The sequence below is a fragment of the Pantoea ananatis LMG 2665 genome, from assembly GCF_000710035.2.
Lineage (GTDB): Bacteria > Pseudomonadota > Gammaproteobacteria > Enterobacterales > Enterobacteriaceae > Pantoea > Pantoea ananatis.
On the sequence record NZ_JMJJ01000005.1, the window covers coordinates 692290 to 707194 of the forward strand.

General features: G+C 52.1%; 12 protein-coding genes. 4 read left to right on the top strand and 8 right to left on the bottom strand.

Features of this window, described 5'->3' with window-relative positions; translation table 11 throughout:
- Positions 1-236: 236 nt before the first annotated feature.
- Both arfA and EL29_RS11125 read right to left on the bottom strand, forming a co-directional pair.
- Positions 237-1751, bottom strand: a complete 1515-nt coding sequence (gene arfA, locus EL29_RS11120; RefSeq protein WP_019106566.1) for an arabinosylfuranosidase ArfA — start codon at positions 1749-1751, stop codon at positions 237-239.
- A gap of 41 nt (positions 1752-1792) precedes the next feature.
- Complete coding sequence (locus EL29_RS11125) at positions 1793-3196, bottom strand: glycoside-pentoside-hexuronide (GPH):cation symporter (protein WP_014605394.1); 1404 nt, start codon at positions 3194-3196, stop codon at positions 1793-1795.
- A 729-nt stretch (positions 3197-3925) separates the two neighbouring features.
- Here EL29_RS11125 and EL29_RS11130 point away from each other — a divergent pair.
- Both EL29_RS11130 and EL29_RS11135 read left to right on the top strand, forming a co-directional pair.
- Positions 3926-5179 carry a mechanosensitive ion channel family protein gene (locus EL29_RS11130; protein WP_015699866.1) on the top strand — a complete coding sequence of 418 codons (1254 nt, stop codon included), beginning with the start codon at positions 3926-3928 and terminating at the stop codon, positions 5177-5179.
- Between the two features lie 282 nt (positions 5180-5461).
- Positions 5462-5665 (top strand): hypothetical protein, encoded by a 204-nt coding sequence (locus EL29_RS11135; RefSeq protein ID WP_013026476.1) that lies wholly within the window; start codon positions 5462-5464, stop codon positions 5663-5665.
- Between the two features lie 184 nt (positions 5666-5849).
- Here the strand turns inward: EL29_RS11135 and EL29_RS11140 are convergent, their stop codons facing one another.
- From EL29_RS11140 to apbE, 3 genes are all read right to left on the bottom strand, one after another.
- Positions 5850-7502, bottom strand: coding sequence for a multidrug ABC transporter permease/ATP-binding protein (locus EL29_RS11140; RefSeq protein ID WP_028715396.1), 1653 nt, complete (start codon positions 7500-7502; stop codon positions 5850-5852).
- 84 nt (positions 7503-7586) lie between these two features.
- Positions 7587-8228 carry a DNA oxidative demethylase AlkB gene (gene alkB / locus EL29_RS11145; protein WP_013026478.1) on the bottom strand — a complete coding sequence of 214 codons (642 nt, stop codon included), beginning with the start codon at positions 8226-8228 and terminating at the stop codon, positions 7587-7589.
- A 14-nt stretch (positions 8229-8242) separates the two neighbouring features.
- Positions 8243-9283, bottom strand: a complete 1041-nt coding sequence (gene apbE / locus EL29_RS11150) for an FAD:protein FMN transferase ApbE (protein ID WP_014605392.1) — start codon at positions 9281-9283, stop codon at positions 8243-8245.
- 145 nt (positions 9284-9428) lie between these two features.
- Between apbE and EL29_RS11155 the strand changes: the two genes are divergently transcribed.
- Both EL29_RS11155 and EL29_RS11160 read left to right on the top strand, forming a co-directional pair.
- Complete coding sequence (locus EL29_RS11155; RefSeq protein ID WP_013026480.1) at positions 9429-9542, top strand: hypothetical protein; 114 nt, start codon at positions 9429-9431, stop codon at positions 9540-9542.
- A 145-nt stretch (positions 9543-9687) separates the two neighbouring features.
- Positions 9688-9837 carry a hypothetical protein gene (locus EL29_RS11160; protein ID WP_014605391.1) on the top strand — a complete coding sequence of 50 codons (150 nt, stop codon included), beginning with the start codon at positions 9688-9690 and terminating at the stop codon, positions 9835-9837.
- 35 nt (positions 9838-9872) lie between these two features.
- On the opposite strand, the gene EL29_RS11165 is transcribed toward EL29_RS11160, so the two are convergent.
- The 3 genes from EL29_RS11165 to EL29_RS11175 form a co-directional block, all read right to left on the bottom strand.
- Positions 9873-11000, bottom strand: a complete 1128-nt coding sequence (locus tag EL29_RS11165) for a porin OmpC (RefSeq protein ID WP_014594150.1) — start codon at positions 10998-11000, stop codon at positions 9873-9875.
- 586 nt (positions 11001-11586) lie between these two features.
- The gene (locus tag EL29_RS11170) at positions 11587-12753 is read right to left on the bottom strand and encodes a beta-barrel domain-containing protein (protein WP_014594151.1); all 1167 of its coding nucleotides are present in this window, start codon (positions 12751-12753) and stop codon (positions 11587-11589) included.
- Positions 12750-14897 (bottom strand): type I secretion system permease/ATPase, encoded by a 2148-nt coding sequence (locus EL29_RS11175; protein ID WP_028715397.1) that lies wholly within the window; start codon positions 14895-14897, stop codon positions 12750-12752. Before EL29_RS11175 ends, EL29_RS11170 begins: the two co-directional genes overlap by 4 nt.
- Positions 14898-14905 lie beyond the last annotated feature (8 nt).

Here is a 14905-nt window from a genome sequence, read left to right on the forward strand (position 1 = left end):
CGAAGGTTTTTTACTGGAACCTATTATCCAATATCCGTCATGAACGGGAATTTGATAAAAGGTCAATTGCCTTTATCTCCTCACGTTATATCGTAAATCTGGCCGAAATCCTGGAGTAAGGCGATTGATAAACCCGGCCCAGTTCGGTCAAAACCCACTCGATAGTGGGTTTTGAGTGGCTCCGCCGCTTCATCACCTTCGCCAGAAACATCCGACACTGGCGGGTTTATCCCTGTTCAGCATTGCAGATCGATCAGCACCATGTTCCAGCTAAGAGGCGGGAGCGACACCTGTTTCTGGCGACGCTGCTCATTTGTCAGCGTGCGGGGTTGCGGCACCACATTATCCGGCTGAGAGAAGGTATTTCTGGCATCCAGCGCATGGCCGGCTAACACGATATGTTGTGAGAGTACTCCCTCACCAAACGCATCCAGCATAAACCTGATGTCTGTTGCGTCATGGTCGTGTGTATTGAGCGCAAAGAAGGCAATTTGCTGCCTCTCTTCATTGTACACCGCCGCGCTTTGTACCTGCCGGGTTTCGCCATGCACCGTGTTAACGGTGGGAACGTTGGCAAAATAGCGCAGCGCGTGCCCGCGTCCATACTGGCTCACCATCTGGAAAGGCCAGAAGATGGTCTGGCGAATCACCTCGCCGCCGGGGCGGGTAAAGATGGGAGCAATCACATTGACCAACTGGGCCAGCGACGCCATTTTCACCCGGTCACAATGATTGAGTAATGAACACATCAGCCCGCCAAACGTCAGCGCGTCCAGGAAGGTATAAGACTGCTCCAGCAGGGGCGGCGCTTCCTGATAAAGGTTGTTGGGATCGATAAAATGATCCTGCCAGGGTTCGCCTTCGATTGACCAGATGTTCCATTCATCAAACGACAGCATCATCTTTTTATCGCTGCGCAGTTTGGCTTTTACATAGTCCGCCGTGGCCGTGATGGTATGAATAAAATCATCCATTCTCTGGAACGACGCTAAGAAATCCTGCGGGTTACCGGTGCTGTTTTCAAAATAATGGTGGCATGAGAGGTAATCGATCTGATGATAGAGCCCTTCCAAAACGATACGATCCCATTCCGGGTAGCTGGCCTGTAACGAGTTAGAACTGCCGCAGGCGACCAGCCTGATATCCCGGTCGACCCAGCGCATGATTTTTGCCGTTTCCCGCGCTTTTTTGACGTAATCCTCCGCGCTCAGCTGCCCGGTTTGCCACTCGCCGTCCATCTCATTACCCAGGCACCAGAGTTTAAAATTATACGGCGTTTCACGACCATGCTGGATGCGCAGATCGCTGAGCGCAGTGCCGGACGCCAGATTACAGTATTCAATAAAGTAACCGGCCTCCTGCGGCGTACCTGTGCCAAGGTTGACGGCAATCATTGGCGTCACCGCATATTTCTCACACCAGGTGGCGAACTCATCGATGCCAAACTGGTTGCTTTCTTTCGTCAGCCACGCGTAATCCAGCCTGACCGGGCGCTCGGCTTGCGGGCCAATGCCGTCACGCCAGTTATAGCCCGAGACAAAGTTACCACCGGGATAACGTACGGTGCTGATCCCCAGATCCTGCACCAGTTCCCCCACGTCCTGCCGAAAGCCGTGTTGATCCGCCGTGGCATGCCCAGGTTCATAGATGCCGCTATAGACAGCGCGGCCAAGATGCTCAACAAAGGAGCCGTAAAGGGCATCGTCCACCTGGTCGATGTAGTTTTGTTTTTGGAAAAAGTACGTAATCATTTTCTTCCCTTCTGTCTTCATAACGAATTACGGATAAAGGCTTACTCGGGATGCGTTGAGAACAGATCGTCTTCAATGGTTTTCATTTTGGCTGTGGTCAATATGTAGCGCGAACGGACCAGCCACACAGACAGCAGATAACCCACGACGGGAATCCAGACCATCAGCGCATAAATCCCGGCGATGGCGCGGCTGCTTTGCACAGCAATGTTGGCCTGATAACCGGTGACCGACAGGACAGCCCCCACAATCGCGCCGCTGACGGCCAGCGCAATTTTGAGTGAAAACAGGTTGCCAGAGGCACAGATCCCAGACAGGCGCTTGCCTGTTTTCCAGTCGCCATAGTCATCAACGTCACCGATAAACGACCACAGGATAGGCGCACCAATCTGATGAATGACTGACAGGATAAAAAACCAGCCAAACACCAGTACCACGTTCTGGGCGGGCAAAAAGAAGAACACCACTGACATCGCCAGCGCGACCGCTTTGCATGCCTGATAAACCTGAACCTTACACCACCGGTTCGTGAAAAACGGGGTAATGTAAGAGCCAAGAATACCGGCAACAATACCGGTGCTCAGGAACAGCGTGGCGTAGTAATCGTTTAATCCCATCACGTACTTCGCAAAGTAGATACAGGCGGCGCCGCGCACAAAAGAAGGGATACAGTCCAGAAACATGGCAAAGACACAGACGACCCACTGATCGTTTTTTGTGATTTGCCGGATAATAGTGAAAATGGATTCTCCGGCATTGCTCTTGGGTGTAATGCGCTCCCGGGTGGTTGCCACACAAAAAACAAACAAAAACAGGGAAATGATGGCAAAAATGGTGATGACCCAGAAGAAACCGATTTGCCGGTTTCCGTTACCGAAAAAGGCCACCATTGGCAGTAATGTCAGCGTGCAGAACAGGCTGGCGAGCCCGGCGCCCATAAAACGGAATTGCTGACAGGACACCCGTTCTTGCGCGTTGGTAGTGATTACGCCGCCCAGCGAGCAATAAGGAATGTTAACCCCGGAATAAAGCAGCGACAAAATCAGATAGGTAATAAAGGCATACATGACCTTTGCATGCCCCTGTAAATCCGGTGTGTAAAACATCACCATACAGCTAATGGCAAAGGGTACGGCAAAGCCTATAATCCAGGGACGAAAACGGCCCCATCGCGTCGCGGTTTTATCAATATAAGCGCCGTAAAAGGGGTCGAAAACCGCATCGGCAAATCGTACAACAAGAAAGATGGTCGCCACCACGCCCGGCGCAAGGCCAAATATATCCGTATAGAAAAACGACAAGAACATGGTTATCGGATTAAACAACATATTGCAGGCCGCATCGCCGGCGCCAAACCCGGCTTTTTCAATAAAGCCCACTCTGCCCGAGCGCGCCGACTGAACACGACCACCGGGGTGACTGTTAGAGATAGTGTGAGTTTTCATTTTCCACCTTCCTGAAAAGAGGTGGAGATAAGCATATGTTTTTGAGGTATTTTTAACCTACAGCATGCCTCTCATAAGTCAAATCACGGCGATATCCTCCATATATTTAGCGTAAATAGCTATAAATACAGAGTGTAAAACCCGCATTTTGCAGCGCCTTTTAATCAGGCCGACAACATGTCACTAAGAAAAAAAACACGCCTGAGCGACAGCAGGAACAGGTTCAATAAAATCATGAGCATCGGGAAAATATAACCTTAATTCAATGATGCTCATTTATATGCAGGGAGTTAATGCGCGCATAGCATCCCCGGTTCAATATGACGATACTGATATCTGCCTGTCCTGAATAACCGAAAGGCTAAAGACCTGTTGCCGAAACTGACCGTTATGAGGCGGCGAAAAATACCTCTGTGGCACAGTACAAAGCCGGTTACCCATGCACTGCCCTGGTGAACGCGCCAGCGCTCGCAGGACGCGTACGTGAACCTCAGCACAGGCAGTACAGTCATGGCCTGAACGAGCCAGACTTTCGTTGACTGCCCCGCTCTGCCGCCCCTGTTCACGCGTCAGACAGGCTGGCGATGCCACAGGCGTAAAGTGGCACTATGGCATGATAAATCAATTCAATTAACTTACCCCTCGCACGACGTTCAAACGCACGCTACGCTTATCGCCATTATCAGGTTTGTGATTGAATACAGACAAATTTCCAGGCATACGATTAACATGAATTATTTGAACAACATACAACACTTTATCGAGAACAAACCTGCTCTTTCCATTGCTATTAACATCGTTGTGTTGATTGTCGCGGGCCTGGTTGCGCATCTGATTTGTAAGTTTTTGGTTGTCAAAGTCGTACGTAAGGTGTTCTTCAGCAGCCATAAAAATCAGGTGCCGCTGGACAAAGACGTCAGGCTGTCTGAAAAGCTGTCTAATTTTATTCCGGTGATCACCGTCTACTTCCTGCTGCAGTTTATGCCGGACTTACCCGAGCATCTGCTGATTGCCATTAAGACCATCTGCGGCATTTTGTTTATGGTCTATCTGTCGCTGTTCTTTAATGAAGTACTGGAGATTATCAATATCTCCTACGTAAAAAAGTCGAAACGTAAAAACCATTCCATTAAAGGCTATATTCAGGTCGGCAAAATTCTGGTGCATATCATTTCGGCGATTATGATCCTGGCTATCATGTCAAATAAGTCGCCAGTCATTATTATCTCCAGTCTGGGTGCGGTGGCAGCGGTACTGATGTTGATATTTCAGCACACCTTACTGTCGCTGGTGGCGAATATACAGCTCTCTTCGAATGATGTGTTGCAGCTAGGAGACTGGATAGAGCTTCCGGTCAATAATATCAGTGGAGAGGTAGTGGATATCGCCCTTCACACCATTACTATTCGCAACTGGGACAATACTCTGTCCCGCGTTCCCACCAAAACCTTTCTGACCGAAACCTATACCAACTGGCAGGCCATGTTCTCATCCGGTGCACGCCGGATCATGCGCAGTTTCTACATTGATCAAACGTCCATAAGCTTTGTAAATCACGCCATGCTGGAGCCCATGACGCAGATTCGCGGCATTAATGAACAACTGTCCAAACTTATGGATGGTCGCGAACTGAGTGCCGTCGGCGATCGCTGGTTCGTTGAAAATGGCATGACGAATTTGATGATCTTTCGTCACTATCTCACCGCCTGGCTGGCTCAGCGAGATGATATCCATAAAGAGATGTATATCGTGGTGAGGTCAATGAAGCCGTCTTCTGAGGGGCTGCCCATTGAGATCTACTGCTTTACGTCGTCAGTGCTTTGGGTCGATTATGAACATACCCAATCGGCCATCTTCGAATACGTATATGCCATCGCTAACGTCTTTTCGCTGCGCATTTACCAGCGTCCTGCAGGCAGCGACCTGAGTTTTCTGGCTCAGGAACGTCTTCGCCCTGAGAGTGAGCATGAAGCCCAGACCTGAAAACCTCTGATTGGCCTGCTGCCTGACAGACATCAACAGGACTAAACGATTTCTGTTTGCCGGGCTGTGCTGAACAGCCCGCTGCTGATGGTTGCAATATCAGACTTTCCCGATAAACTGCTAAAAAATCACCATTATTGATATTAATTAATGAGTTAGTGATAAACCCATAATGTCTAATGCTTCACAAAAATAACAAATAAGACAGCGGTTCATCAAACTGAAACATTTTTGTCATAAAAAAAGCTTATTCTGTTTCCTCCTGAAATCGAGGGTACAGATATGATCATCCAAGCTAAAAACCTGAAGGATGCAGAAAATTTACTGCACTCAGGTATCAATAAGGTGGAGCTGGCATACGACATCGGTTGTGACGATTTCTTTCGTCTGGCAAGTCAGTGGTGCGATCGCGGTGCGCGCATCAGCAAAGGCCAACAACATTTTGTCGTTTCACTGAAAAACTTCTCCATCCCGCCAAACGATTGATTATAACAAGCTACCAACCTCACACCGCGTTACAGCAAAGCAACGTGTGATTTCAAGCGCCAACCAGACCTTTTCTAAGCCGCTCACCCTGAGCGGCTTTATCCTTTATGCATCAACCCTCTGCCCCTCTTCTGAGTGTAGTAGTCTGGCATTGGGCAGCCTTGTCAATCGCGTTCATCAGACATCATAATCCGGTATCGGTCAGCCTGACGGCATCCAGGCTGGCGTGGTCGCGAGCATGGCCGGTTAATTCGTACAGATTACCCTCACGCATTTCCAGCAGACGATCGGCATGAATAAAGTAGTGGTCGTCGTGGCTGATGGCGAATACCGTTTTACCGGCGGCCTGTAACGCCGGTAGTAGTTCACGATAGAAAACCCGGCGGAAATGGGGATCCTGATCGGCTGCCCACTCATCCAGCAGCAGGACATCGCGCTGTTCAGCCACGGCCAGCAGCAACGCCAGCCTTTTACTTTGCCCTTTTGACAACTGCAGATTCAGGATCTTATTCCCTTCAATCTTTAGCTTGTCCTGCATTTTAAGCTTTTCCAGCCACTGCTGAATCCGGGCGGGTGACGCCGGATCGCCTTTGCTGTCAATCAGGCGATCAAACAGATGGACATCGGTAAAGACGGCGGAAAAGTGTTTGCGCCAGCGATCGAGGTCGCCCATATCAACCGGTTTGCCATCGATTAACAGGCTGCCGGACTGAGGGCGATACAGTCCGGTGAGCAGCATGGCCAGCGTCGATTTGCCGCTCCCGTTACCGCCGATTAAAAACACCAGCTCGCCGCGCTGGAGCCGCAAGTTAACCGGTCCGACCTGGAAACCGTTATCGCCGTAGTGAAAGGTCACATCTCGCAATTCAAGCGTCTGCCAGTCGGTTTCGCCGTTAAAGGTGGGAAAGTCAGGTTCATAGGGCGCGAGATCAAAGGTATTGAGCTTGCGAAAGGCGACCTGAGCGCTCAGTAGCGTAGGCAGAGCGCCGACCGCGGACAGCAGCGGCGTGCGCAAAAAAAGCAACGTCAGGGAAAAGGTGGCCGCGACGGCCGTATTGGCCCATCCCAGACTGTTAGCCATGTAAAACACCATCCCGATAGCGCCCAGCATCATGATGTTTGACCAGTTAACGGCACTGAGATGAAAGGTATCGGCACGCACAATATGGTGCCGGTAGGTGTTGGCGTCCTGCTGATAAACCGTTTCATAGATGAGTCTGGCACGCTCACGGTTAAGCTGTAGCTCTTTACGCCCCTCGATCACCGTCTGGTAATCGCGGTAGAGATTGTCTTCGACATCGCGTAGCTTCGCCATATGCTGATAAACCCGCGACACCAGCATCCAGCCGCCGACGATGGTCACCACCAGCCAGCCGCTGGTGACCAGCAGCATTCTGGGTGACAGCCAGGCAAGATACAGCGCTGAACCGAGCGTGATAATGATGCCCTGAATTAACTCAGGCAATCGGACAAAAGCGAGGGTGATTGCCCGGACATCGCTGGTTAATCCCGCCAGCAGTTGTGCGCTACCAATCTGTTCGATGCGCTCCACGCGCGTGTCCAGGATACGCTTGATAAATTCGCCACGCATGCGCCAGACAAACTGATGGCCCAGCCAGGTCAGCGCCAGCTGTGAGGCCAGCGTTACGCCCATCAGCATCACGACCTGGAACAGAAACGCGGGCAGAACAGTCAGGGAAGTATTCACGGCGACGATCATTTCGCTATTGATAAAAGCAATCATGCCAATACCCAATGCGGCACTCAGCAGGGTGAGCAAAATTACGCCAATAAACGGCCAGCGATACTGGCAGAAAACCACATTCAACAACGCCATAGAACCTTACCAGACATGAAAATCAGCCTGCAGTGTAATGTGATGGCAAATGATAGCAATAGTTATTCGCACTTTGCGCGGGGGTTAAAAAGCCCGCCTGAATGTCAGGTTATAGCGAAAGGCGCCGGTGAGCGGATGGATGCCTGCCTTGAGCGGCAGGATGCCGTGATAGCGCAGTCGCGAAGGCCCGCCCCACACCACCACATCGCCATGTTCCAGCAAAACCCGCTGTGCATGGTCGCCCCGCTCAAAGCCACCAAACTGAAAAACCGCCGCCAGGCCCAGTGACACTGAAACGATGGGCTGGCGTAAGTCTTTTTCATCCTTGTCCTGATGCAGCGTCAGCTTAGCGCCGGGTTCGTAGCGGTTAACCAGGCAGGCATCCGGATTGAAGCCCGGGAAGCCGGCCTCTTCAGCCGACTGCTGCGCTAGCCGGCGAAACGCATCCGGCATTGCCGGCCACGGACGTTGACTGCTGCTGTCCTGTTCACTGTATCGGTAGCCGCGCGCATCTGTCGACCAGCCGAAGTCCCCACAGTTGGTCATCGCAACGGACATGCGATGTCCGCCCGGCGTGATGCGGTGCTCAAACGGATTACATTCTGCTATTGCCATCATGGCCTGATACAGATCTTCTGCTTCATCGCGTGCGCGACGGCGTAAAATCACCGCACCATCAGCCAGGGGTTCTTGCCAGGGTGAGGCATCACTAAACAGATCCAGCATAGCGCTTCTCTCAGTCAGTCAGATGGAATAATAAAAGCAGAGAACTGGGGCGACATCCAGCTGACGAAGCGATCGCCTTCCCGGGTGATTAAATACACCGCCAGTTTCTCTTTAATCGCCAGCGCTTTGGCTTTTTCAGTACCTAACACCATGAGGCCGGTGTCCCAGCCATCCGCTTCCAGCGCCGTAGTGGCAATCACGGTCGCTGACACCAGCTTATGGTCAATCGGGCGGCCAGTCGCGGGATCGATAATGTGTGAAAGACGTTTGCCGTCTAGCTCATAATAGTTTCGATAGCTGCCAGATGTGCTGATGCCGTGTCCCTGCAGGTCTACCCGCGCCTGCACGGCATTTTCGCGATCGGTCGGTTTCTGAATCGCCACCCGCCATGGCTGGTTCTGCGCATTCATCCCGCGGGATAGCACAGCCCCCCCCACCGAGACCAGATAATTGTTAATCCCCTCCTGTTCCATCAGTCGCGCAAGGTGATCGGTCGCAAAACCTTCTCCCACCGTGGAGAGATCAACATACAAGCCTGGCAGATCCTTCTGTAACCACTGGCCTTCGCCTCCCTGTATGACACGTAAATGTTGTAAGCCGGTCAGGGCTTTGGCCGCGGCGATCTGGCTGTCATCCGGAATATGGTTGGGCTGCTTATCGGGGCCAAATCCCCATAAATTCACCAGCGGCCCGACCGTGATATCCATGGCGCCCGAGGTTTTTTTGCCGATACGCAGCGCAATCGTCACGATATCAGCCATGTTTTCACTCACCGGCTGAGGCGTTGTTGCACGGCTCTGATTAAAACGTGACAGCACTGACGTCGGTTTCCACGTCGAGAGTTCCGCATCATCGGCATCCAGTTGTTGCTGGATGCGCTGTTGTAGTGCCGCTTTGCGTCCAGCCTCCACGCCTGCCAGGCTGACTCGCCACACCGTTCCCATCGTTTTGCCTTCCAGCACCATGGCGTCATGGGCTTTGGATGACGTGTCGTCACATCCCATTAACAATGACATTAAAGCCACAAACAGGAGATTTATCTTAAAACGCATCATTATTTATCCGTAACAGGTCATCTGTGCATATTTCAAAGCACAAACACTAAGTAAAGTAACTTAAACATGGTTGATAAAACTTATTAGGTCGATCACACTGCTACGTTCCGCTCGCTCCTGAGAGCGTCAGAATAAGGAGTCACAGATGATTTATGTAATCCTTGCCGCTGTGCTGGGCCTGTTCGTATTAGGAAGCTATAAAACATGGCAGCAACGCCGTAATCGCAACATGCCAACCACTTACCTGCGCCGTCGTTGATCGCCCCTGCACCATTTAAGGTCATCAGCCCCCTAATTCGCGCGCCATTGTAGCAAAATCACCTGTTTTTCCGTGGCTATGAGAGCGGTTGGGCTGGCACGATTCCTGCACCAGAAACCTTAACTGTGTTGCTGAGAGGTGTGGGATGGATAAGTCGGAAACCGTGATGACTGCGATGCAAAACTGGCTGAGTTTTGCTGCGTTTACACTTTCAGGTGTGGCATTCGAGGGGGCCAGATATGGCAACGTGATCGTGCCACAGGATGATAACGAGCCGGAACACCCGGCAGATTAATAAATCAGGGAGCGCACGGGCGCTCCCTGTGACATTTAGAACTGGTACACCAGTCCTACGCCCACCACGTCATCGGTATTAATGCCGGCGGCCTTGGTAAAGTCGTTGTCATCGAGTAAGTTGATTTTATAATCAACATAGGTCGACATGTTTTTGTTGAAGTAGTAAGTCGCACCCACGTCGACATATTTCTTCAGATTCTGTTTGCCCCAGTTCTGCACATCGGTGCCGCGCGAGTTAACGTACGCCAGAGAAGGACGCAGACCAAAGTCAAACTGGTACTGTGCCACTAATTCCCAGTTATCAGCTTTGTCAGCATAGCCGTAGGCCGTGTTTGGCTGATTAGCGCTTGTGCTGTCGCCAAAGCTGATCGCGTTATAGGCGCGCGTGTACATCGCAGCCAGATAAATGTTGTTAGCATCGTATTTCAGACCACCGGTATAAGCTTCCGCTTTATCTCCGCGACCCAGAATGCCCGGCGCATTGCCATTTTGGTTGTTGGTACGATCCGACTGGAAGGTTGCCGCACCGATACCGAAACCGGAGCCCAGATCGTAGGTCGTGCTCAGACCCCAGCCGTCGCCGTTTTCACCCAGCACATCACGCCCGCCGCTTGCTTCCGTTGGGTTATCGTTTTTGCCCTGATACTGAACTGCAAAGTTCCAGCCGTCTACCAGACCGAAGAAGCCGTTGTTGCGGTAGGTCGCCATACCGTTGCCACGCTGGAACATAAAGTTGTCTGCGCCATAGGTATCGCCACCAAACTCAGGAAGAACGTCAGTCCATGCGCCAATGTCGTAAGCCACACCGTAGTTACGACCGTAGTCGAATGAACCCGCATTGCCGAATTTCAGTCCTGCAAAACCAACACGGGTGTAGCTGTTTGCCGTACCCTGTGCTTCTGAATTGTTGAGCGCCGCCTGGTATTCCCACTGGCCGTAGCCGCTCAGTTGATCTGTTACCTGGGTTTCACCCTTAAAGCCAAAACGAACATAAGACTGGTCGCCGTTGGCACCGTCGTTGTCCGAGAAATAGTGCAATCCGTCAACCTTGCCGAACAGGTCTAATTTATTGCCGTCTTTATTGTATATTTCAGCCGCATTTGCCGAGCCCGCAGCTGCCAGTAATGCCGGGATCGCCAGGGAGAGAATGTGACGCTTCATTTTTATTACCCTCTGTTATGTGCCTTTTATATTTGCCACTGCAAACCGATGGTAATATCGGTCGGCAAACCATTGTTGTTTCATAATGGGTAATAATCCATCGTAAAAATGCTACTAAATTTCCGAAAGTGTTTCATGATCTGTAAAATTTATTGCTATATGTAAATAAAGGGGAACTTATTAGCCGCACGGAGTGATAAAAAATAAAGCACAAAATGACAACCGCGTTGAAAATAATAGCTATCCGAATGATTTTAGTGGGAATAATCCTAAGCACTCAATGGTAAAACTTATTATTCGCCAGCCAATATACTTACTCCCGCTATCATCATTTATTTCTTATCTTCATTCACCCCGAATGATTTTTTTTTACCCTTATATATCGCCGGGCTTATTGCCCGGCTTTTTTTTGCCTGAACTTTGTCTGTATTGCCTTAGAGAGTTGAATAGCCGGGATAGCTGCGGGATTCTTCACCGTATTTATGGGTTTATTTCGCGTAATATACCGCCTCAGCAGGTAAACTTCAGCGGCTAATTTATCACGCAGAGTAACTAAAATACGTGACGTCAGAAAACGTGGGCTATATTAGCGTTCACGCATCGATTCTTTGACTTTATTCAACGGCTTAAGCAAATAGTCCATGACAGATTTCTGCCCCGTTTTGATCTCCACATTCGCCACCATGCCCGGTACAATAGGAAAGCGTCGTCCAGCCCTGTTGGTGAGTTCTGCTTTTTGCGTACGCACATAAACCCGGTAGTAATACTGGTCGCGCTTAACTTCATCCTGCAAGGTATCAGGCGAAACGGTTTCCACCACGCCGGTTAAATCCCCGTAAATGGATGAGTCATAGGCTGTGACTTTCACCACGGCCGCCAGCCCGGGCCGAATATAAGCGATATCACGGGGATTGATACGGGTTTCAATCAGTAACTGATCTTCCAGGGGGACGATTTCCATCATTTTTCCGCCGGGTTCGAGCACACCACCTACCGTGGTGACCTGAATATCTTTAACGATGCCGCGCACGGGTGAATAGAGCGTGGCGCGCGTCAGCTGATCCTCTTTGCCTGCGGCTACCTGTAGCTGGGCGTCGAGTTCAGCATTGTTTTTTACCTGCTCCTCATGAGCGCGGACCAGATAGTCGTTACGCGCCTCGTCGATTTTTCCACGCAGATCGCTGACCTGGCGGCGCAGGCGAATCACTTCAACCTGCCCCGCTGCGCCTTTTGCCACCAGCGGTTCAGTTAACCGCAGCTCATCCTGTACCAGCCGCAAAGACTGTTGCAGGTTATTGATGGTCTCGGTGAGGTTACGCCGACGCGATTCATACAGCTGTCTCTCACGCGCCACCAGCTGCGGCTCTTTTTGCGTCTCAGCACTGAATTTAAGTGGAATTCCCGACAGTTCAGCGTTGAGCCGTTCCGATGAAGCACGCAGCGTGCGAACTCTGGCCTGTACTTCACCAAAGTTGGACTGAAACCGGGTTGGGTCCAGCGTGGCCAGTATCTGGCCCTTTTCTACAATATCGCCTTCGTGCACGTTGAGCTGCTTAACGATGCCACCGTCCAGGCTGTCAATGACCTGGGCGCGCGTAGATGGCGTAACCTTACCGGTCCCGACGGTTACCTCATCAAGAATGGCAAAGTGCGCCCAGATCAGGAAAAAGGCCAGCGCCGCCGTACACAACCAGATGATCGCGGAGGTGCGCCGCTCGTGTCTGGCAAGGTCTTTATCGATGATCACACTCATACCGCACCTCCCTGTGTCGCTTCCGGGACGTTCTGAGTGGCGCGCCGCAATATCTGCTCTTTCGCACCGTCGGCAATAATGCGCCCGTTATCCATCACGACAATGCGATCGACCATCTTCAGCAGAGCGGGGCGATGCGTCACCAGAATCAACGTGCGTCCACTGATCCAGCCCTGCATTTGACGGATGACATGCTCTTCAAGCTGCTCATCCATGGCGGCCGTTGGCTCATCCAGCAGCACCACCTGCGGCTGGCGCAGGATCATTCGACTGAGCATGATCATCTGCCGCTGTCCACCTGACAGCCCTCGCCCCCCTTCATTGATCACGCGATCCAGACTGGCCGCATCCTGCTGAACCAGCGACAGCGCGCCACTGATCCGTAACGCCTGCAGCATTTCCTGTTCGCTGGCGTGGGGATTGCCGAGCAGCAGATTCTGCCTGAGCGTGCCAAAAAACAGCCGCGAATCATGGGACAGCCAGCCAAGCTGGCGGCGCAAATCGGTCGGATCGATATGTGCCATATCCACGCCGTCCACCAGCACTTTTCCCTGGCTGGCCTGCGCCTGGCCCGCCAGTATTTTTAACAGGGTCGATTTGCCCGCGCCCACCTTCCCCAGAATGGCTATTTTCTCTCCAGGCTTAATGTTCAACTGCTGCACGTTGAGCACGTTTTTTTCGTTCTCTTCGTCGTAGGTATAGTGCACGTTGCGCAGTTCAAAGTGGCCGGTCAGGGTCGGACAGTGCGCCATGGTGGCCGACTCGGGTTTATCGAGCGGTTTTTTTAGCAGCTCATCCAGCCCTTTCATCGCGGTTTTGGCGTGCTGCCAACGAGAAAACACCATGGTCAGCTGCATGAGTGGCGCGATGGTGCGCGAAGAGAGCAGGCTACAGGCCACCAGCGTACCGGTGGTGATTTGTGAATCCAGTACCAGATAAACCCCGAACACCAGCATGCCCGCGTAGGTCAGTTGCTGCACGGTGGAGGCCCAGCCGGTCAGCCTGGCGCCCCACAGACGTTGCTGATTGCCAATCGAGGCGCTGACCTCGTGGGTTTGCTCCCACTGGCGTTGAAAGTAAGGCTCGGCCTGCAGCGCTTTGATATCCTCAATGCCTTCTATCGTCTCGACCAGCACGGCATTCCGCAGCGCGCCTTCGCGCAGCCCGGCTTTTGCCAGACGCGCCATAGGGAACTGCACTAACATCCCCGGAATGATAATGAGCGGAATAGCAGCCAGCGGAATCAGCACCAGCCAGCCGCCGATAAACGACATGATAAACAGGAACAGAATAACAAAGGGTAAGTCTGCGGCAGCGCCAACGGTGGTTGAGGTCAGTAACTCACGAACCTGATCGATTTCACGCAGTTGGGAGATGAAAGAGCCGGTGGATTTAGGCCGTGACTCATTGCGAATATTCATCGCCCGGGCAAACAGCATGGCGGACACTTTCAGATCGATGCGTTTCCCCATCAGGTCAGAAACCTGCGTTCGCATCAGGCGAATCAGATATTCAATGGCGGCGGCAATGAGCACGCCGACAAACAGCACCCACAACGTCTCCTCGGACTGCGCCGGGATAACCCTGTCGTACACCTGCATTGAGAAAAGAATACCGGCGAGTGCCAGGACGTTACTGATTACCGATGCCAGAGATATTTCGCCGATTCGCCGGCCCATGCCGCGAAAGTTTTTCCAGAACCAGTGTGGCTCATAGGGCTGCACGAATTCATCAATGCGGGCATCTCTTCCGCGCGCGGCCACGCCAATCACGCCAATGTCCCCCTGCGCTCTGGAGAGCAGGCTTGCCAGCTCGCCTTCCCGAATGACATCGCCGCCTTCACTAAGCCAGTAGCGCGCCCCGCCCTTGCCATCAATTTCTTCCAGCACGGCGACGCTGCTATTTTCCATCACCAGCACCACGGGCGTGATGTCCTGCCGCCAGCGCAATTGGTTCTGCGGCACCATGGTTAAATGGAGACCCAGCAGCCCGCACAGGCGATCCCGCTGCTGCGCCACCGGCAGGTGTTCAAACCAGCGCATTTGCTGGCGAAGCGTTTTGCCCTCTGCAGGCTTACCGAAGCGTGCCGCCACGCGCAACATCGCAGCAATCCAGTTATCGGTCGTCGGGTTTTGTGCACTCATTGTTCGCG